Source organism: Oharaeibacter diazotrophicus (assembly GCF_004362745.1).
GTDB lineage: Bacteria > Pseudomonadota > Alphaproteobacteria > Rhizobiales > Pleomorphomonadaceae > Oharaeibacter > Oharaeibacter diazotrophicus.
Genome location: NZ_SNXY01000006.1, coordinates 1,175,190 through 1,193,945, shown reverse-complemented (window position 1 = coordinate 1,193,945; position 18,756 = coordinate 1,175,190). Strand labels below are relative to the sequence as shown.

Genomic DNA, 18,756 nt, shown 5'->3' with positions numbered 1-18,756 from the left:
TCACGGGCTACCAAAAGAAGGTGCGCCGAAATCCGGCGCGGGAGGAGACGGCTCGTCATGACCGGCATCGAACCTGCCCTCTCCGTCCTCGCCGGCAAGGCCGAGGGTCCGGTGGTCGCCCTCGCCGAGGGACTGAGCTTCTGGGGTGGCGTCGACCCGGCCACGGGCGAGGTGGTCGACGCCCACCATCCCGACCGCGGCGCACGGCTCGCCGGCGCGGTGGTCGCGATGGAGACGAGCCGCGGCTCGTGCTCGGGATCGGGCGTGGTGCTGGAACTGGCGCTCGCCGGCAAGGCGCCGGCGGCGCTGGTGTTCCGCGAGGCCGAGGACGTCGCCACGCTCGGGGCCCTGGTGGCCGCGGAGATGTTCGGACGGACGCTGCCGGTGCTCCGGCTCGGCCCGGCCGCCTACGCCGCGCTGACGCGGGCGCGCTCGGCGCGGATCGGCGCCGACGCGATCCTCGCCGACGGGCTCGCGATCCCCGTGGTCGCGCCGGAGCCGGCGGCGCTGGCGCTCTCGGCGACGGACCGCGCCATGCTCGACGGTGCGGCCGGGGAGGGCGCCGCCCAGGCGATGCGCATCCTGGTGGCGATGGCGCGCCAGCAGGGCGCGGCGCGGCTGGTCGACGTCACCCGCGCCCACATCGACGGCTGCATCTACGCCGGCCCGGCCAACCTCGTCTTCGCCGAGGCGATGGAAGCGCTCGGCGCCCGTGTCCGGGTGCCGACCACAACCAACGCCATCTCGGTCGACCGCGACAACTGGCGTCGTCAGGGCGTGCCGGACGCCTTCGGCGACCCCGCCGCCCGGCTCGCCGACGCCTATGTCCGGATGGGCTGCCGGCCGACCTTCACCTGCGCGCCCTATCTCGACGACGCCCCCGCCGCCGGCGAGGCGATCGGCTGGTCGGAATCGAACGCGGTGATCTTCGCCAATTCCGTGCTCGGCGCCCGCACCGCCAAGCACCCGGATTTCCTCGATCTCTGCATCGCCGTGACCGGCCGCGCCCCCGAGGTCGGGCCCTATCGCGACGCGGACCGCCGGGCACGGGTCGTCATCGACGTCGACATGCCCGGGCAAGCGGACGCGGCGGTGTGGCCGCTGGTCGGCTATCTCGTCGGCCACGCCGCACCGGACCGCATCCCGCTCGTCACCGGGCTCGCCGCCGGCCGGCCCGGCCGCGACGATCTCAAGGCGCTCTGCGCCGCCTTCGGCACCACCTCGGCGGCGCCGATGCTGCACGTCGCCGGCGTCACTCCCGAGGCGGACGGCGCCGCCGACGCCGACACGCCGCACGTCGCGATCGGCCGCGCCGACCTCGCCGCGGGTTGGCGCAGGCTCGCCGACGGACCGGACGAGGTCGACCTCGTCGCGGTCGGCAGCCCGCACGCCTCGCTGGAAGAGTGCCGCGCCCTCGCCGACGCGCTCGCCGGCCGGCGCCGCCACGACGGCGTCGCTGCCATCGTCACCGCCGGGCGGGCGGTGATCGCGGCGGCCGCAGCGGACGGCACGCGCGCGCGCCTCGCGGCCGCCGGCGTCGAGATGATTCCGGATCTGTGCTGGTGCTCGATCTCGCGGCCGGTGTTCCCGGAGAAGGCGCGGACGGTGATAACCACCTCCGGCAAATACGCCCACTACGGCCCCGGCCTCTCCGGCTGTGCCGTCCGGCTCGGCACGCTCGCCGACTGCGTCGAGGCGCTGACGACGGGCCGGGTGCCGGTGCGCACGCCGGACTGGCTGGCGTGACGAGGGCCGGACGCCGGTCGCCGTCGCCGGACGGCGCCCGTTCCGAAGCCAGAGCCCTTACAGAAACCCGAGTCTTCGCAGTGTCTTGCGGCCGAAACCTCAGATGTCGAGGTCCTCGGCGAACTCGGCGTTCTCCTGGATGAAGGCGAAGCGGCCCTCGGGCTTGTTGCCCATCAGCCGCTCGACGCTGTCGGCGGTCGCCTCGATCTCGCCCTCGACCAGGACGACGCGCAGCAGGGTGCGGCGCTTCGGGTCCATGGTCGTCTCCTTGAGCTGGCTCGGCATCATCTCGCCGAGACCCTTGAAGCGGCCGATCTCGGGCTTCTTGTTGCGGAACTCGCGGGCGAGACGGTCCTGGAGGTCGCGGTCGTCGCGGGCGTAGACGGTCTTGCCGCCGTGGGTGATGCGGTAGAGCGGGGGCACCGCGAGATAGAGGTGGCCGCCGCGGATCAGCTGCGGCATCTCGCGGTAGAAGAAGGTGATCAGCAGCGAGGCGATGTGGGCGCCGTCGACGTCGGCGTCGGTCATCACGATGACCTTGTCGTAGCGCAGGTCGTCCTCGCGATAGTGCGAGCGCGTTCCGCAGCCGAGCGCCTGCAGGAGGTCGGCGAGCTGCTGGTTGGCGGCGAGCTTGTCGCGGCCGGCGCTGGCGACGTTGAGGATCTTGCCGCGCAGCGGCAGCACCGCCTGGCTGGCGCGGTCGCGCGCCTGCTTGGCCGAGCCGCCGGCCGAGTCGCCCTCGACGATGAAGATCTCCGAGCCCTGACTGGCGGTCTGGGTGCAGTCGGCGAGCTTGCCGGGCAGGCGCAGCTTGCGGATCGCGCTCTTGCGCGCGACGTCCTTCTCCTGGCGCCGGCGCAGCCGCTCGTCGGCGCGCTCAATCACCCACTCGAGCAGCCGGCCGGCCTGCTGCGGCGAGCCGGTCAGCCAGTGGTCGAAGGCGTCCTTGACCGCGGTCTCGACGATGCGGGTCGCCTCGGCGGTGGCGAGCTTGTCCTTGGTCTGGCCGACGAACTCGGGCTCGCGCACGAACACCGACAGCAGGCCGCCGGCCGAGGTCATCACGTCGTCCGGTGTCAGCTGGCCGACGCGCTTGTTGCCGACCATCTCGCCGTAGGCCTTCAGCGAGCGGGTGAGGGCGACCCTGAGGCCCTGCTCGTGGGTGCCGCCCTCCGGCGTCGGGATGGTGTTGCAGTAGGAGTTGACGAAGCCGTCGCCGGCGAACCAGGCCACCGCCCATTCCACCGAGCCGTGGCCGCCGCCGCCGGTCTTGCCGGAGAAGATGTCGTCGGCGACGCGGCGCTCGCCCTCGAGCGCCTCGACCAGATAGTCCTTGAGACCGCCGGGGAACTTGAACACCGCCTCGGCCGGGGTCGGCTTGCCCTCGACCAGCGCAGGATCGCAGGACCAGCGGATCTCGACGCCGCCGAACAGATAGGCCTTGGAGCGCGCCATCTTGAACAGGCGCGCCGGCTCGAACCGGGCTTCGGCGCCGAAAATCTGCGGATCCGGCTTGAAGCGGACGCGGGTGCCGCGCCGGTTCATCGTCTCGCCGAGCGACTCCAGCGGACCCTGCGGCACGCCCCGCGAGAAGCGCTGGCGCCACAGCTTGCGCCCGCGCGCCACCTCGACCTCGAGCTCGACCGACAACGCGTTCACCACCGAGACGCCGACGCCGTGCAGGCCGCCGGAGGTCTCGTAGACCTTGCTGTCGAACTTGCCGCCGGCGTGCAGCGTGCACATGATCACTTCGAGCGCGGATTTGTCCGGGAACTTCGGATGCGGGTCGACCGGGATGCCGCGGCCGTTGTCGGTGACGGCGAGGGCGCCGTCGGCGTCGAGCCGCACGTCGATCCAGGAGGCGTGACCGGCCACCGCCTCGTCCATGGCATTGTCGATCACCTCGGCGAAGAGGTGGTGCAGCGCCTTGTCGTCGGTGCCGCCGATGTACATGCCCGGCCGCCGGCGCACCGGTTCGAGGCCCTCGAGCACCTCGATGGCGGCGGCGGTGTAGTCGGCCTCGGACGCGGTGGCGGGACGCGCCGGCACGGCCGGCGCCTTGGCGTCGCGCGGCTTCGCGGCGGCGCGCGCCGGCTTGGCCGCGGCCGGCGCGGACGATGCCGCGCCCGGCGTCACCGCGTCGAGCGTGCCGAAGAAGTCGTCTTCCCTGTCCATGGGCCGGATGCCGCTGCTCCCCGATCGCCGCCGGATCGCGCCGGCGTCCCCGATGCGCCATGTCGGGGCTTGACGGTCGATCGCGACGGTGGATCCTCCGCCGGATCCGATTCGCATGTGCCATCTTCGCACGGCCGCGGTGCGGATGCGAGCCTTGTTCATGGTCCGTTCGCCGTCAAAGCGGTGGACGACGGGGCCGCTTCAGGCAACATTAACCGCCGCGCCATTAGCGTTGTGCATCGCCGCAAAACCAGCCCCGAGACGATGTCGCCGACCCTCGACACCGCCGCTCCCGACCGCGCCCCGTCCGACCTCGCGCTGCTCGCCGCGCAGGCCGACGTCGCAGCCGTGCGCCTCGCGGCGACCCGGCGGGCGCTGCTGGTGGCCGCCGACACGCCGATGGTGACGCGCACCGGCGGCGGAGCTTCGGGGGCGCTGGCGCGGATCGCGCTCGCCGCGGTCTTCCTCGTCGCCGCCTGAGCCTTTCTCCACAAGATACTCGTCCGATTGGATTTTCGGTCTGCCGCGACCGTCTCGCCGCGGCGGGGGGCTGGATTCCGCCGGCCCGGCGCTCTAAAAGGCGCGCCCCACCCAAGAGGAGCAGCGCGATGGCGGCCGCCGGCCTGGATTTCGGGACTTCCAACACCACGCTCGGCGTCTCCGGCCCGGGCGGGGCCGCGCTGCTGCCGCTCGAGGACGGCCGGACCACGATCCCGAGCGCGATCTTCTATCCGCAGGCGATGGGCGAGGAGCCGTCGATCGGCCGCGCCGCCGTCGCCGCCTACGTCGAGGGGCGGCACGGCCGGCTGATGCGGGCGCTGAAGTCGGTGCTCGGCTCGCCGCTGATCGAGGAGGCGACGCTGGTCGGCCGTCAGCGCGTCCGTTTCCGCGCGGTGATCGCGGCCTATGTCGGCCGGATCAAGCGCCGCGGCGAGGCGGCGGCCGGCCGCGAGCTCACCCATTTGGTACACGGTCGTCCGGTGCACTTCGTCGACGGCGACGCCGAGGGCGACGCCCGCGCCGAGGAGACGCTGCGCCAGATCGCGGCCGAGGTCGGCTTCCGCGAGGTGTCGTTCCAGTTCGAGCCGATCGCCGCCGGCCTCGACTACGAGACCCAGGTGAACGACGAGCAGATCGCCCTGATCGCCGACATCGGCGGCGGCACCTCGGACTTCTCGATCGTGCGGCTCGGCCCCGACCGCCGCGGACGGCCCGACCGCGCCGACGACATCCTCGCCAACGACGGCGTCCGTATTGGCGGCATCGACTTCGACCGTCAGCTCAGCCTCGGCGTGGTGATGCCGCTGCTCGGCCTCGGCAGTCCGCTGAAGCGGGCCGGCCTGTCGATGCCGGCGGCGCCCTACCACGACCTCGCGACGTGGTCGGCGATCAACCGGCTCTACGAGCCCAAGGTGATGCGCGACCTGCGCGAACTCGAGCGCGACAGCGCCCGGCCGGACCTCGTCGGCCGGCTCGTCCACGTCGTCGAGGACGAGCGCGGCCACGGCCTCGCCATCGCGGTGGAGGGCGCCAAGATCGCGGTCGCCGACCACGGCGCCGCCACGCTCGACCTCGGCTTCGTCGAGAAGGGTCTCGAGGTGGTCGCCGACCACGCCGACCTCGTCGCCTCCAGCGCGACGCTGGCCCAGCGGATCGGCGCGCGCGTCGACGAATGCCTACGGCAGGCCGGGCTCGGTCGCGCCGACGTCGACGCCCTGTTCCTCACCGGCGGCTCGACCCGGCTCACCCACGTCCGAGACGCCATCGTCGCCGCCGTCCCCGAGGCCCGCGTCGTCGAAGGCGACACCTTCGGTTCGGTCGGCACCGGGCTGACGCTGGAGGCGGTGCGACGCTACGGCGGGTGAGGGTGCCGGCCCGTCCCGGCTCGCCACGTCCCCGAGGGATCGCATCAGAAAGAACGCAGGAAGGCCGCCCCGAGGGGCGGCCTTCCGCGTATCGGGCCCGACGCGAGTCGGGCCGTCCGATCCGTCCGATCTCCGAAGGGGATCAGACCGAGTAGTACATGTCGAACTCGATCGGATGGGGGGTCATCTCGTAGCGCATGTTCTCCTCCATCTTCAGCTCGATCCAGCTGTCGATGAAGTCGTCGTCCATGACGCCACCGGCCTTGAGGAACTCGCGGTCGGCGTCGAGCGAGGCCAGGGCTTCGCGCAGCGAGCCGCAGACCGTCGGGATCGCCTTCAGCTCTTCCGGCGGCAGGTCGTAGAGGTTCTTGTCCATCGCGTCGCCGGGATGGATCTTGTTCTTGATACCGTCGAGGCCGGCCATCAGCAGGGCCACGAAGCAGAGATACGGGTTGGCCGCCGGATCCGGGAAGCGGGTCTCGACGCGCTTGGCCTTCGGGTTGGTGGTGTAGGGGATGCGGCAGGAGGCCGAGCGGTTGCGCGCCGAGTAGGCGAGCAGCACGGGGGCCTCGTAGCCCGGGACCAGACGCTTGTAGGAGTTGGTCGACGGGTTCGAGAAGGCGTTGATCGCCTTGGCGTGCTTCAGGATGCCGCCGATGTAGTAGAGGCAGGCCTCCGAGAGGTCGGCGTACTGGTTGCCGGCGAACACCGGCTTGCCGTCCTTCCAGATCGACTGGTGCACGTGCATGCCCGAGCCGTTGTCACCGAACACCGGCTTCGGCATGAACGTCGCGGTCTTGCCGTAGGCGTTCGCCACCTGGTGGATGACGTACTTGTAGATCTGCATGTGGTCGGCCATGCGGGTGAGCGTCGAGAACTTCATCCCGAGCTCGTGCTGGGCCGAGGCGACCTCGTGGTGGTGCTTCTCGACGACGACGCCCATCTCGGCCATGACCGAGAGCATCTCCGAGCGCATGTCCTGCAGGCTGTCGACCGGCGGAACCGGGAAGTAGCCGCCCTTCTTGCGGACGCGGTGACCGAGGTTGCCGGTCTCGTACTCGGTGTCCATGTTGGTCGGCAGCTCGGTGCAGTCGAGCTTGAAGCCGGTGTTGTACGGCTCCGACGCGAACCGGACGTCGTCGAACACGAAGAACTCGGCCTCGGGGCCGAAGAACACCTTGTCGCCGATGCCGAGCGAGGCGACGTAGGCCTCGGCCTTCTTGGCGATCGAGCGCGGGTCGCGGTTGTAGGGCTCGCCGGAGACCGGGTCCACGACGTCGCAGAAGATCACCATGGTCGACTGCGCGAAGAACGGGTCCATGTGCGCCGTCTCGGGGTCGAGGATCAGCGTCATGTCGGACTCGTTGATCGCCTTCCAGCCGGCGATGGACGAACCGTCGAAGGCGGTGCCGTCGGCGAACATCTCCTCGTCGACCAGGCCGACGTCGAAGGTGACGTGCTGCATCTTGCCGCGCGGGTCGGTGAAACGCAGGTCCACGAACTTGACGTCGTTGTCCTTGATCCTCTTCAGAACATCGGCAGCAGTGGTCATAAGCCCTTCCTTTCGGGGTTCATTTCTCTCTTTCGCGCCCTGACCTGCCGCGGCCGGGCGGTGTTCCTCACGCCGTGGACCGGCGTCAGATGGCGTCGTTCCCGGTCTCGCCCGTACGGATGCGGACGGCCTCCTCGATCGGCGAGACGAAGATCTTGCCGTCGCCGATGCGACCGGTCTGGGCGGCGTTGCGGATCGCGTCCACCGCCTTCTCGACCATCTCGTCGGCGAGCACCACCTCTACCTTCACCTTCGGCAGGAAGTCGACGACGTACTCGGCGCCGCGATAGAGCTCGGTATGGCCCTTCTGGCGGCCGAAGCCCTTCGCCTCGGTCACGGTGATGCCCTGCAGACCGACCTCCTGCAGCGCCTCCTTCACCTCGTCGAGCTTGAAGGGCTTGATGATGGCCTCGATTTTCTTCATCGCCTCCGCGTCTCCGCCGCTTCTCGAGTTCGGCCGGAGGCAGCTCGACGAGCGCCTCCCTGACGGCCGGGACGCCTCTCCTTAAGCACGCCTCGTGCCAGACCGGGGGCGCCCACGGCTTGGCGCGAAATGAGGCGGCGAAGATCGGTGCCCCCCGACCCGATGGTAATGCTGCCCAAGAAAGAAGCCTAGTGGATGAGCATTTGCCCATCAAGTGGGCGAAATTCGCGCCGCGACGCGTCGCGCTGGCGATCCCGGGTCGGTGTGCCGCGCCGGCGGATGCCCGTATCGCGGGTGCGCGCGGTGGGCCGCGACGCTCCGGGCCGGCCGCGGACCTCGACAACCCGGGCCTGCCGGCGGCATCGTCGGCCGAGCCAGAGGAGACCGCCAGCGATGACGCCCGCCGCCCGCCGCCACGCCCTGCTGACGCCAGCGGAGAGCCGCGAGGCCGACCGCCACGCCATGGCCCGCGGCACGGCCGGGACGGTGCTGATGGAGAACGCCGGCTACGGCGTCGCCGACGAGATCTGCGGCCGGTTCCGCCAGGGCACGCGGGTCGCGGTGCTGTGCGGCCCCGGCAACAACGGCGGCGACGGCTTCGTGGTCGCGCGCGTGCTCGCCGACCGCGGCTTCATCGTCCGCCTCGGCCTCCTCGGCGATCGCGCGCGGCTCGCCGGCGACGCCGCATGGGCCTCCGGGCGCTGGCGCGGGGCGGTCGAGCCGGCGGGCGCGGCGGTGCTCGCGGGTGCGACGGTGATCGTCGACGCGCTGTTCGGCGCCGGGCTGTCGCGCCCGCTCGACGGCGCCGCCGCCGACGCGGTCGCGGCGATCAACGCCGCGCATGCCGCCGGCGCCACCGTCTTCGCCGTCGACCTGCCGAGCGGCGTCGACGGCGACAGCGGGGCGGTGCTCGGCACCGCGGTCGAGGCCGACCGCAGTGTCACCTTCTTCCGCCGCAAGCCGGGCCACCTCCTGATGCCCGGCCGGGCGCTCGCCGGCCGCGTCGCCGTGATCGACATCGGCATCGAGGAGGGGGCGCTCGACGCGATCGCGCCGGCGACCTTCGCCAACCATCCCGACCTCTGGCGCGCGGTCTGGCCGGTGCCGGCGGCGGCGGCGCACAAGTACAGCCGCGGTGCCGCGCTGGTGGTGTCGGGGCCGGCCGAGGCGTCGGGGGCCGCGCGGCTCGCCGCGGTCGCCGCGCTCAGGGCCGGGGCCGGCATCGTCACGGTGGCCGCGCCCGCCGACGCCGTCCCGGTGGTCGCGGCCTATCGCGCCGCGCTGGTCGTGAAGCCGGCCGACGACGCGGCGGCGGTGGCGTCCCTCGCCTCCGATCCCCGCCTCGGCGCACTGGTGGTCGGGCCGGGCATGGGCCTCGGGCCGCGCGGCGCCGCCATCCTCGACGCCGTGCTGGCGGCCGACGCACCGCTCGTGCTCGACGCCGACGGCCTCACGCTCGCCGCCCGCGACCCCGCCGCCGCCTTCGCCGCGATCGCCGCCCGGACCGGCGCGGTGGTGGCGACGCCGCACGAGGGCGAATTCCGCCGCCTGTTCCCGGATCTCGCCGGCTCCAGGCTCGAGCGCGCCCGCGCCGCCGCGGCGCGATCCGGCGCCGTGGTGGTGCTGAAGGGGCCGGACACGGTGGTGGCGGCGCCGGACGGGCGCGCGGTGATCAACGACAACGCTCCGGCCACGCTCGCGACCGCGGGATCGGGCGACGTGCTCGCCGGCATCGTCGCCGGGCTGCTCTCCACCGGCGCCCCGGCCTTCGACGCGGCGGCAGCGGCCGTGTGGTTGCACGGCCGCGCCGGCGCCGTCGCCGGACCGGGCGCGATCGCCGACGACGTCGCCGACGCGCTGCGCGCCGCCGTCGCCGCGGGTCCGGGCGAGGAGGACTGAGAGCCTGTTTCACAAATCGGCCGGGTCGGTCCACCGGTGCTTTCCGCCGTCGGTTCGTCGCCATTCCTCGCCGATGCTTCCCGAGCCACCGACTTTTGAAACAAGCTCCGAGCCGGCGACCGGTCGTCGGGACCGATTCGCCGCGTCGGTCGGCAGTGCTGCCGACCGGGCGGGCAGGACCGGGGGCGGCCCGGACGCGCGGTCGAGGGTACCGGGACGGTCAAGGCCGTGGTTGCGTTCGGCAATCGCGGCCAACCGGGGATCGGCCGGCGCGGCGGTTCCGAGCCGTTGCCCGATTCTCGGGCTGCCTCGTTCTTCGGCGGGAACAAACGGCGCCCCTCGCGTATCCTGAGGATCGAAGGACCGGTCGAACCGCCTCGCGAGGGAGAACCCGATGATCGCCACCATGCGTTCCCCTGTTCCGGAGCGGTTTCACCGGGTTCTCGCACCACCGTCCGCCGGCAGGGCCGGCGCGCGCGTGGTGCCGGCACGGTTCTTCAGGGACTCCAACCGAAGGACCGTGCCATGGATGGATCGCTCCACTTCGGGGCCGCCGCGCTCGCGGCCGGCCTGACCCTGTCCTCTCCGCTCGCCGCCGAAGGCCGCGACGCCCGCGCAGCGGGTTCGACGGTGGACGTCGCGCTGGTTCTGGCGGTCGACGTCTCCGCCTCGATCGACGCCGACGAGCGCCGGCTGCAGCGCGAAGGCTACGCCGCCGCGATCGCCGCGCCGGAGGTGATGCATGCGATCGGCGAGGGCGCCCACGGCCGCATCCTGCTGACGGTGGTGGAGTGGTCCGACGGCGCCAACCAGGAGATCCGGGTGCCGTGGACGGTGGTGGCCGGACCCGACGACGCTCGGCGGGTCGCCGCGGCGATCCTGGCACCGGGCTCGCGGATCCCGCATTCCACCACCTCCGTCGCCGGAGCACTGCGGGCGGCGGCTGTGCTGCTCGGCGAGACGCCGGAACGGGCCGAGCGGCGCGTCGTCGACATCTCGGGCGACGGCAAGGACTTTGAGATGGCCCAGGTGCGCGCCGCCCGCGCCGCGCTGCTCGACCGCGGCGTCACCGTCAACGCGCTGCCGATCCTCACGGCGCCCGACGATCCGGACATCGCGGAATGGTACCGCGATCACGTCGTCGGCGGTCCCGGCGCCTTCGTCGAGCCGGCGGTCGACTTCCGCGACATCGAACCGGCGTTGCGGCGCAAGCTGGTGCTGGAATTGACGTGAAACGCCAAGACGAGACCGACCCGAGGGGATCGTCTCGACCGACTTCGTCGAAGTATCGGAAGAAGTGGCGGGAGTGACGGGGCTCGAACCCGCGACCTCCGGCGTGACAGGCCGGCGCTCTAACCGACTGAGCTACACCCCCGCTGGGCGATCTACGAAGCGTCCGGCCGGTTGACCGTGCCGCGTCGTCGTCGGTGGCGCTGAAATACGGGGGCGCCGGGGGGAAGTCAAGCGTCGTTTTTCGGATTTTCGGAATCCGCTGAAAACCGGGGCTCCGCGGTGGCCGGCAACCGGGGCCGGCCTGCCGGCGAAGCGAATCGCGGCGCGCGAACAACGGCTTGAGTGCGAATCCCGCGGGATCCTCGCGGGAAGGGGAGGCGCGCACGGGCGTTCGCGCGTCGCCGCCCCCCGGTGCGCGGCCGCGCGCGGTCGGGGGCGGGGCGACGGCGGCCGATCGCGGCCGGCGTCGACGACGGCTGCGGAGGCTGCGAAGCGACGGGCCGGCGGGAATTGAAACACACTCGAATCGAGTGGTCGTCGCATTTGGCGCGTCGAGGTAGGAAATCTCTAAGATTCGCTATGTATTAACATGACAAGAGGGGCTCGCGAGGAAAGCGCCGCGCCACGTGGGACCACGGGATCGCCCGCATGGACGGGACGATCGTCGTGGCGTAGCGTCCGGCGTGCACGGGTGATGTCCATGGCACAGGCGAGACAGGCGATCATCGAGCGGATGTTCCGCCCGGACGCCGATTGCGAGGATGCGATGGCGCTGATCTGGCGCCTGATCGAGCCCCACTTCGACGTGCTCGTCGAACGCTTCCTCGCCCACGAGGCCATGGTGGAGCTCTCCGGCGGCGTCGCGATCCTGCCGGACGAACGCTTCCGCGTGCGCCTGCACGACCATCTCCGGCGCGTCTTCGTGCGCCGCGATCCGGCGGTGCGCTTCACCGACAGCCCGCGGATCGCGGTGTCCCACGCCGCCGCCGGCCTGCCGCCGAGCCTCTACGTCGCCTCCTACTACATCTTCGTCACGGTGGTGGCCGACGAGCTCGCCAACGGCTTCCGCCTGCCGCCGGACGTGCTGATGCGGCTGCGCCGGGCCCTGATGCGCGCCGCCGCCGAGGACGTGGCGACGACCCTCGCCCACGGCGAGACGCCGCTCGACCCGGGCCGAGGGCACCTGCACGCCGGAACGGCCTGACGATTCGAGCTCCATCGCCCCCGCATCATCGAGAATTCTGAAAGGCGGTATCGTAGTAATACCGAGAACGTCGGCTATTTCATGGGTCTTAACCCAAGATGCGGCAGACTGTCCGGCGACAGAATTCCATGGTGAGAGGGTGACATGAACTTCTCGGTCCGCGCATGGTTGATCGCGGCCATCGGCGCCATCGTCGCCGTCGCGCTCGGGCAGAGCCTCTATTCGTTGTCTCGTCTGGAGACCGTCAACCGCAGCGTGACGGAAGCCCAGACTCAGTGGACGCCGAGCATCGACCTCCTACAGCAGATCAGCTTCGACCTCGTCCAGCTGCGCGTTCGCCACGCCCGCCACATCCTGGCGAACGACGCTGCGGACATGGGCCGGATCGACGGCCAGATTGCCGACGTGCTCGGCAAGATGGACAAGGACAGGGCCGCCTTCGAGCTGATCGAGACGGACCCGGCCGTGCGCCGCGCCTACGACGAGGCGATCGGGCGGATGCCCGCCTACATGGCGCTGCACAGACGGCTGCTGGCGTCGTCCACCGCCGGCGACAAGGCGGCCGCGACCGCACTCCTCAACGGCGAGCAGAAGGTGGCATCGGACGCGGTGCTGGAGCCGGTCCGCGCCGCCCTGGAGGCCGTCCGCTCGGCCGCCGCCGCCGAGTTCGCCACGGCCGAGGCCGACTACCACGCGATTCGGACGGTCGCGGCGAGCGGTGCCGCCGCGCTCTTGCTGCTCGGCATCGTGGTGATGGTGTTCGCCGTCCGCGGCATCTCGCGCCCTGTCACGGCGGTGTCGACGGCGATGGGGCGGATCGCCGGCGGCGACCTCGCCACCGTGGTGCCCCACGCCGGCCTGCGCAACGAGATCGGCGACCTCGCCCGCGGCCTCGAACATTTCCGCGACGCGCTGGCCGAGGCCGCACGGCTGCGCGCCGCCGCCGAGGAGCAGGAGCGCCGCATCGCCGCGAGCCGCGACGTCCAGTTCGACATGCTGAAGCTCGGCGCCGAGATGATCGGCTCGATCAACGGCATCGCCGTCGACATGTCGAACGTCGAGCAGAATTCGCAGCTGGTCAGCACCAATTCCGGCACCATCGCCTCGGCGGCGGCCGAGATGGTGGCCTCGGTGGAACAGATCTTCCGGTCGAGCGAGGCCGCCGCCGAGGAGGCCCGGACGGTCAACCACACCGCCGAGGTCGGCCGGGCCGCGGTCGGCAAGGTCGGGGTGGCCATGACCAACATCGTCGAGGCCGTCGACGAGACCGCCGCCAGCGTCGACAACCTCGCCCGCGCCTCCGAGCAGATCGGGCAGATCATGTCGGTGATCGAAACCATCGCCGCCCAGACCAATCTGCTCGCCCTCAACGCCACCATCGAGGCGGCGCGGGCGGGGGAGGCGGGGCGGGGCTTCGCCGTGGTGGCGAGCGAGGTGAAGAGCCTCGCCGGCCAGACCGCCAAGGCCACCGACGACATCACCCGCCGCATCGAGACGCTGCGCGAGGGCATGGCGTCGATCTCGGCGACCATGGAGCGCTCCAAAGCGGCGGTCGAGGCCGGGCGCGTCGCGATCGGCGAGGCGGGCGCCACCATGGAGACGGTCTCCGGCCAGGTCGGCCGCGTCTCCGACAAGATGTCGGAGATCTCGGTCATCCTGCGCCAGCAGCAGGAAGCCACGCAGGAGATCTCGCGCTCGGTCGAGAACGTCGCCGAGACGGCGGCCAACAACGAGAAACTGCTGGTGGCCATGGGCGGGAAGCTCGCCGACAGCAACGACGTCTTCACCGGCCGCGCGCGCGAATGGCATCGCGAAGGCGACCCGCGCTCGCTCTGCGAAGTCGCGAAGATCGACCACGTGATCTTCAAGAAGCGCGTCGTCGACACCGTTATGGGCCGCGACGACTGGCGCCACCGGGACATCCCCGACCACCACGCCTGCCGGCTCGGCAAGTGGTACGACGCCATCACCGACCGGCGGATACGCGACCTGCCGGCCTTCGCCGCGCTGGTCGCGCCGCACGAGCGGGTCCACAGGCTCGGCCACGAGGTGCTGGAGGCGCACGAGCGCCGCGAGCATGCCCGCGCCGTCGCGCTGCTGGTCGATCTCAACGACGCCAGCAACGAGGTCATCGCGATGCTCGACGCCCTGTCGACCGCCATCGGCGCAACCCAGGTGGAAGAGCGGAGCGCGGCGGCCTGACGCCGGCCGCGCTTCACCAGCGCCGCGGTTCGCCCGTGCGGATGTCGAGGGCGCGGGGATTCCAGCCGGCCGGCAGCGGATCCGGCCGGTCGAAGGCGACGTCGTCGAGGACGAGGCCTGTCACGTTGGAGGCGTGGAGGGCGGGCAGGCCGTCCGGATAGTCGACCAGCCCGACGACGCGGCCGTCGGCGTCCTTGACGAAGGCGTTGGCGCGGCCCTCGGCGCCCTCCGCGGGGGCGAGGTCGTGCCGGGTCGGGCGCATGTCGTAGCGCAGGCCGCTGCCGAGCGGACCCGGCCGCTGGGCGAGCCGGATGCGGCGGAACGCGACGTCGGCGATCCCGGCCGGCCCGTCGGCGACGAGGTTGACCGCGCCCTCCATGGCGCCCGAGACGTCCTCGAAGACGACGCGCTCGATCGCGCCGGCCGGGCGGCCGGGCCGGCGGTCGACCACGTTGACGGTCACCGCTTCGCCCGAACCCCAGAAGCCGTCGGGCGTCTCGTGGCAGTCGAGCCGGATGCGGCGGAAGACGACGTCGCGGATGCGGCCGCCGTCGCGCGAGAACAGGCCGAGGCCGCGGTTGGAATCGACCACGGTGCAGTCCTCGAACACGACGTCCTCGACGTCGGCGTGGCTCTCGGTGCCGATCTTGAGGGCGCAGCTGTGGCTCTCGACCCGGCAGTCGGCCACCCGGATCCGCCGGCACGGGCCGGCGGGCCTCCCGTCCGCGCCGAGGCTGGTCTTCAATACGACGCCGTCGTCGGCGGTGGCGATCGAAAGGCGGCTCAGGCGGACGTCCTCGCAGCTGTCGATCACGATGCCGTCGGTGTTCGGCATCCGGCGGTCGTTGTCGATCGCGACGCCATCGACGACGACGCCGCGGCAGCGCACGAGGTGCAGCGTCCACATCGGCGATTGCCGGATCGTGACGCCGGTGATCGACAGGCCGGTGCAGCCGTCGGCCACCAGCACGCGCGGCCGCAGCGCCGCCGGCACGTGGGTGCCCATGGCCGCGAGTTCGCCGGCGACGAAGGCGGGCCCCGGCGCCTCGATCTCGCCCTCGCCGGAGATCGCGACGTCGGCGGCCCCGTGCGCGACCAGCACGGCGCGGTCGGAGGCCTCGGCGATCACGTCGACACGGGTCGAGGCGTAGGCGTCGTAGTCGCCGTGCGGGCGGAGCACGGCGCCGCGGGCGAGCTCGAGCCGGGTGCGCGAGGGCAGGCGGAGGCCCCCGGTTTCGTGGACGCCGGCGCCGAGCACCAGCGTCGCGCCGGCGGCGGCGGTGGCATCGAGGGCGGCCTGGAGCGCCGCCGTGCGGTCGCCCGGGACGGCGGGGAAGGGGACGTTTCGGGTCATCGGGGGCTCCGCGGGGCGGGCGGCGTCACGGCGGCGGTGCGGCGTCCCGACCGGGCGGGACGCCGCGCGGGTCCGGCCGTCACTCCTTGGTGGCGCCGGCCATCATCCCGCTCATGAAGAAGCGCTGCAGGGTGACGAAGAGGGCGAAGGTCGGGATCACCGAGAGCACCGACATGGCGAGCAGGCGCGGCCAGTTGATGTCCCACTGGCCGACGTTGCTGGCGATCGCGAGCTGGACGGTCCACTGGCTGCGGTCGTTGATGACGAGGAACGGCCACAGGAAGTCGTTCCAGCGCGCGACGAAGGAGAAGGCGGTCAGCGTCGCGATCGCCGGCAGCGACAGCGGCACCACGATGCGCCACAGGATCCGCCACTCGGAGGTGCCGTCCATGCGGGCGGCCTCGAGCAGGCTGTCGGGGATGCCGCGGATGTACTGGCGCATGATCAGGACGCCGGTCGGCGTCGCCGCCGGGGCAAGGATGACACCCCACAGCGTGTTGAGGAGGTGGAGGTCGCGCAGCACCAGGAAGATCGGGATCAGGATGATCTGCAGCGGGATCATCAGCGCCGACATGATCAGGAGAAAGAAGAAGGTGTCGCCGGCGAAGCGGAACTTCGCCAGGGCGTAGCCGGCCATCACCGAGATGGCCACCGAGATCGCCGACGACACCGCCGCCACGAAGGTCGAGTTCAGGAAGAAGCCGGCGAAATGGTCCTGGAGCCAGGCCTTGCGGAAGTTGTCGAGGGTCGGCGCCGAGGGCAGCACGGTCGGCGGCCAGGCGAAGATCTCGAGCTCCGGCTTCAGCGAACTCAGGAGCAGCCAGACCGGCGGCAGCGCGAAGGCGGCGAGCACCAGCGCGACGAAGGGATAGCGCAACAGACGGGTCGCGGTCATGCCTCGCGCCTCCTCTGGAAGCGGATCTGGGCGATCGACAGACCGAGCAGGATCACGAACAGCACCACCGACTGGGCGGCGGCGACGCCGGCCATCGCGGGCTTGGTGAAGGCGGTCTCGTAGATCAGCTGGATCAGGTAGACGGTCGAGCGGCCGGGGCCGCCGGCGGTCAGCGACAGCACCAGCTCGTAGACCTTGAAGGCCTCGACCGAGGACAGCAGCACGACCAGCGCGATTGTGGGCTGGAGGAGGGGCAGGGTGATCTTCCTGAACGCCCGCCAGGGCGTCGCCGCGTCGATGGCGGCGGCCTCGTAGAGGTCGTCCGGAATGGCGCCGAGGCCGGCGATCAGGATCATCATGTAGAAGCCGGCGTTGGCCCAGACCCAGACCACGACCACGGCGATCTGCGCCATCACGTCCTGCTCGATCCACGGCACCGGGGCGAGGCCGGCCAACGACAGCGCGTAGTTCACGACGCCGGAGTTGTAGCCGAACATCCACTTCCAGATGATGCCGATGATCAGCAGGCTGACCATGTAGGGGAAGAACACCACGGCCCGCACCAGCCCGACGCCGCGGAACACCGGCTTCAGCAGCAGGGCGAGCGCGAGCGCCACCACCGTCAGCAAGGGGACGGCGACGCAGACGAAGCCGATCGTCTTGACGAGGGCGGTCAGGAATTCCGGGTCGCCGACGAGGGCGCGGAAGTTGTCGAGGCCGACGAATTGCGGCCACGTCGAGGGCACCCGGTCGGCCACCACCACGCCGCGCCGGAAGAACGCCATCCACAGGCCCTGCACCAGCGGATAGAGCGTGAAGACGGCGAGCATGCCGACGGTCGGCACCAAGAGGAGGTAGGCGAAGGCCTTCTGCCGATCGAGGCGCGGGAGCGCGACCGGCGGGGAGGACCCCGCCGGACGCCGTGTGGAAATCGGCGCGTCGGCCGTCACTTCGAGGCCTCGAGCGAGGCGTCGGCGGCCTTGTGGATCGCCGCGACGGCGTCCGCCGAGGTGATCTGGCCGGTGACGGCCTGGATCACCGACTGCTTGATGGTGTCCCAGACGTACTGCATCGCCTCGTTGCCCTGGTCGGTCGCGGCGTAGACGGGGCTGTCCGCGAGCTCCTTCTGCATCGCCTGCAGCGCCGCGCTGGCCTTGTCGTTGCCGAGGTCGAGCGCGCCGGTGTGCAGGTTGGCGGGAATGTACATCGGCGCCTTGCAGAAGATCGCCTGACCCTCGGGCGAGGTCAGCCACTTGATGAAGGCGGTGGCCTCGTCGACGTGCTCGCCGGTGTCGAAGGCCATGACGTAGTCGCCGCCGAAGATCGACGACTTCACGGTGCCGTGCGGGGTCGGGCCGGCCTGCCAGTCGAAGGCGGCGTTGGCGGCAAGGCCGGAAACCTGCCAGCTGCCCGACATCCAGGCGACCGCCTGGCCGCTGGTGAAGAGCTGCTTCGGGTTGTCGGCCGAGGAACCCGACCACTGGCCCGGCGGCATGTGCGTCTTCGTGATGTCGATGAACTTGTCGAGCGCCGCAGTCCAGGCCGCGTCGTCCATCACCACCTTGTAGGGTGCCGTCTCGGAGTAGATGTGGTTGCCGTACTGGAACTGGTGGACGATCCAGCGGCTGGCCGAGACGTCCCACACCAGCGGATAGCGCACGCCGGCCTTTTCCTGCACGGTCTTGGTGGCCGTCAGGAACTCGTCCCAGGTCCAGCCGGTCTCGGCGGAGGGGATGGCGACGCCGGCCTTCTCGAAGGCGGACTTGTTGAGCAGGATGCCGGTGGCGGTCACCAGCAGCGGGGCGGCGATCACCTTGTCGCCGAGCTCGGCGCCCATGGCCCAGCCGGGGACGAAGTCCTTCAGGTAGTCGGGCCCGAAGTGCTGCTTCAGGTCGACCAGATAGGGCCGGATCACCGGCCGCATCGACGAGGTCTTGGTGATGTCCGGCGCGGTGCCGGAGGCGACGAACTGGGCGAACTTCTGCTCGATGCCGTCGTAGGGGACGATCTGGAGGTCGAAGGTCGTCTCGGGGTTCTTGGCGGTGTAGGCGGCGAGCGCGTCCTTGATGGACTGCTCCTCGGCGTCTGCGCCGAGATACCACAGGACCTTGAGTTCCGATGCGCCGGCCGGACCGGCGAACATCGCCGCGGCGAGCGACAGGGCGGCGACGAACTTGCTGGACGTCTTCATTGTTCTCCCCTCTTTC

15 protein-coding genes and 1 tRNA gene are annotated in these 18,756 nt (G+C 71.3%); 7 read left to right on the top strand and 9 right to left on the bottom strand.

Annotated features, from left to right (window positions below; all coding sequences use genetic code 11):
• Positions 1 to 57 precede the first annotated feature (57 nt).
• On the top strand, positions 58 to 1,746 hold the full coding sequence (lhpI, locus tag EDD54_RS05615) for a cis-3-hydroxy-L-proline dehydratase (RefSeq protein WP_126535780.1): 1,689 nt from the start codon (positions 58 to 60) through the stop codon (positions 1,744 to 1,746).
• Positions 1,747 to 1,845: 99 nt separating this feature from the next.
• On the opposite strand, the gene parE is transcribed toward lhpI, so the two are convergent.
• Positions 1,846 to 3,921, bottom strand: a complete 2,076-nt coding sequence (gene parE, locus EDD54_RS05610; RefSeq protein ID WP_126535782.1) for a DNA topoisomerase IV subunit B — start codon at positions 3,919 to 3,921, stop codon at positions 1,846 to 1,848.
• Between the two features lie 264 nt (positions 3,922 to 4,185).
• Here parE and EDD54_RS05605 point away from each other — a divergent pair, with 264 nt between their 5' ends.
• Positions 4,186 to 4,401 carry a hypothetical protein gene (locus tag EDD54_RS05605; protein WP_126535784.1) on the top strand — a complete coding sequence of 72 codons (216 nt, stop codon included), beginning with the start codon at positions 4,186 to 4,188 and terminating at the stop codon, positions 4,399 to 4,401.
• A gap of 128 nt (positions 4,402 to 4,529) precedes the next feature.
• Positions 4,530 to 5,786: an Hsp70 family protein gene (locus tag EDD54_RS05600; protein WP_126535786.1), complete on the top strand. Its 1,257-nt coding sequence runs from the start codon at positions 4,530 to 4,532 to the stop codon at positions 5,784 to 5,786.
• A 142-nt stretch (positions 5,787 to 5,928) separates the two neighbouring features.
• On the opposite strand, the gene glnA is transcribed toward EDD54_RS05600, so the two are convergent.
• Both glnA and EDD54_RS05590 read right to left on the bottom strand, forming a co-directional pair.
• Positions 5,929 to 7,338, bottom strand: coding sequence for a type I glutamate--ammonia ligase (glnA, locus tag EDD54_RS05595; RefSeq protein WP_126535788.1), 1,410 nt, complete (start codon positions 7,336 to 7,338; stop codon positions 5,929 to 5,931).
• A gap of 85 nt (positions 7,339 to 7,423) precedes the next feature.
• Positions 7,424 to 7,762 carry a P-II family nitrogen regulator gene (locus EDD54_RS05590; RefSeq protein ID WP_126535790.1) on the bottom strand — a complete coding sequence of 113 codons (339 nt, stop codon included), beginning with the start codon at positions 7,760 to 7,762 and terminating at the stop codon, positions 7,424 to 7,426.
• 393 nt (positions 7,763 to 8,155) lie between these two features.
• On the opposite strand from EDD54_RS05590, the gene EDD54_RS05585 reads away from it, so the two are divergent.
• Positions 8,156 to 9,661, top strand: coding sequence for an NAD(P)H-hydrate dehydratase (locus tag EDD54_RS05585; protein WP_126535792.1), 1,506 nt, complete (start codon positions 8,156 to 8,158; stop codon positions 9,659 to 9,661).
• Between the two features lie 9 nt (positions 9,662 to 9,670).
• On the opposite strand, the gene EDD54_RS05580 is transcribed toward EDD54_RS05585, so the two are convergent.
• Entirely contained in the window at positions 9,671 to 10,069 is a 399-nt protein-coding gene (locus tag EDD54_RS05580; RefSeq protein ID WP_126535794.1) for a hypothetical protein, read from the bottom strand.
• A gap of 117 nt (positions 10,070 to 10,186) precedes the next feature.
• On the opposite strand from EDD54_RS05580, the gene EDD54_RS05575 reads away from it, so the two are divergent.
• Positions 10,187 to 10,894 (top strand): DUF1194 domain-containing protein, encoded by a 708-nt coding sequence (locus EDD54_RS05575; protein ID WP_126535796.1) that lies wholly within the window; start codon positions 10,187 to 10,189, stop codon positions 10,892 to 10,894.
• 65 nt (positions 10,895 to 10,959) lie between these two features.
• On the opposite strand, the gene EDD54_RS05570 is transcribed toward EDD54_RS05575, so the two are convergent.
• A tRNA-Asp gene (locus EDD54_RS05570) sits at positions 10,960 to 11,036 on the bottom strand.
• Between the two features lie 558 nt (positions 11,037 to 11,594).
• Between EDD54_RS05570 and EDD54_RS05565 the strand changes: the two genes are divergently transcribed.
• Positions 11,595 to 12,098: a protoglobin domain-containing protein gene (locus EDD54_RS05565; protein WP_165644884.1), complete on the top strand. Its 504-nt coding sequence runs from the start codon at positions 11,595 to 11,597 to the stop codon at positions 12,096 to 12,098.
• Between the two features lie 144 nt (positions 12,099 to 12,242).
• Positions 12,243 to 14,300 carry a methyl-accepting chemotaxis protein gene (locus tag EDD54_RS05560; protein ID WP_126535800.1) on the top strand — a complete coding sequence of 686 codons (2,058 nt, stop codon included), beginning with the start codon at positions 12,243 to 12,245 and terminating at the stop codon, positions 14,298 to 14,300.
• 13 nt (positions 14,301 to 14,313) lie between these two features.
• On the opposite strand, the gene pglB is transcribed toward EDD54_RS05560, so the two are convergent.
• The 4 genes from pglB to EDD54_RS05540 form a co-directional block, all read right to left on the bottom strand.
• On the bottom strand, positions 14,314 to 15,654 hold the full coding sequence (gene pglB, locus EDD54_RS05555; protein WP_126535802.1) for a polygalacturonase PglB: 1,341 nt from the start codon (positions 15,652 to 15,654) through the stop codon (positions 14,314 to 14,316).
• Positions 15,655 to 15,733: 79 nt separating this feature from the next.
• Complete coding sequence (locus EDD54_RS05550) at positions 15,734 to 16,549, bottom strand: carbohydrate ABC transporter permease (RefSeq protein WP_126535804.1); 816 nt, start codon at positions 16,547 to 16,549, stop codon at positions 15,734 to 15,736.
• Positions 16,546 to 17,499, bottom strand: a complete 954-nt coding sequence (locus EDD54_RS05545; RefSeq protein ID WP_245515648.1) for a carbohydrate ABC transporter permease — start codon at positions 17,497 to 17,499, stop codon at positions 16,546 to 16,548. The genes EDD54_RS05550 and EDD54_RS05545 overlap by 4 nt, the downstream gene beginning before the upstream one ends.
• Positions 17,496 to 18,740, bottom strand: coding sequence for an ABC transporter substrate-binding protein (locus EDD54_RS05540; protein WP_126535806.1), 1,245 nt, complete (start codon positions 18,738 to 18,740; stop codon positions 17,496 to 17,498). The genes EDD54_RS05545 and EDD54_RS05540 overlap by 4 nt, the downstream gene beginning before the upstream one ends.
• Positions 18,741 to 18,756 lie beyond the last annotated feature (16 nt).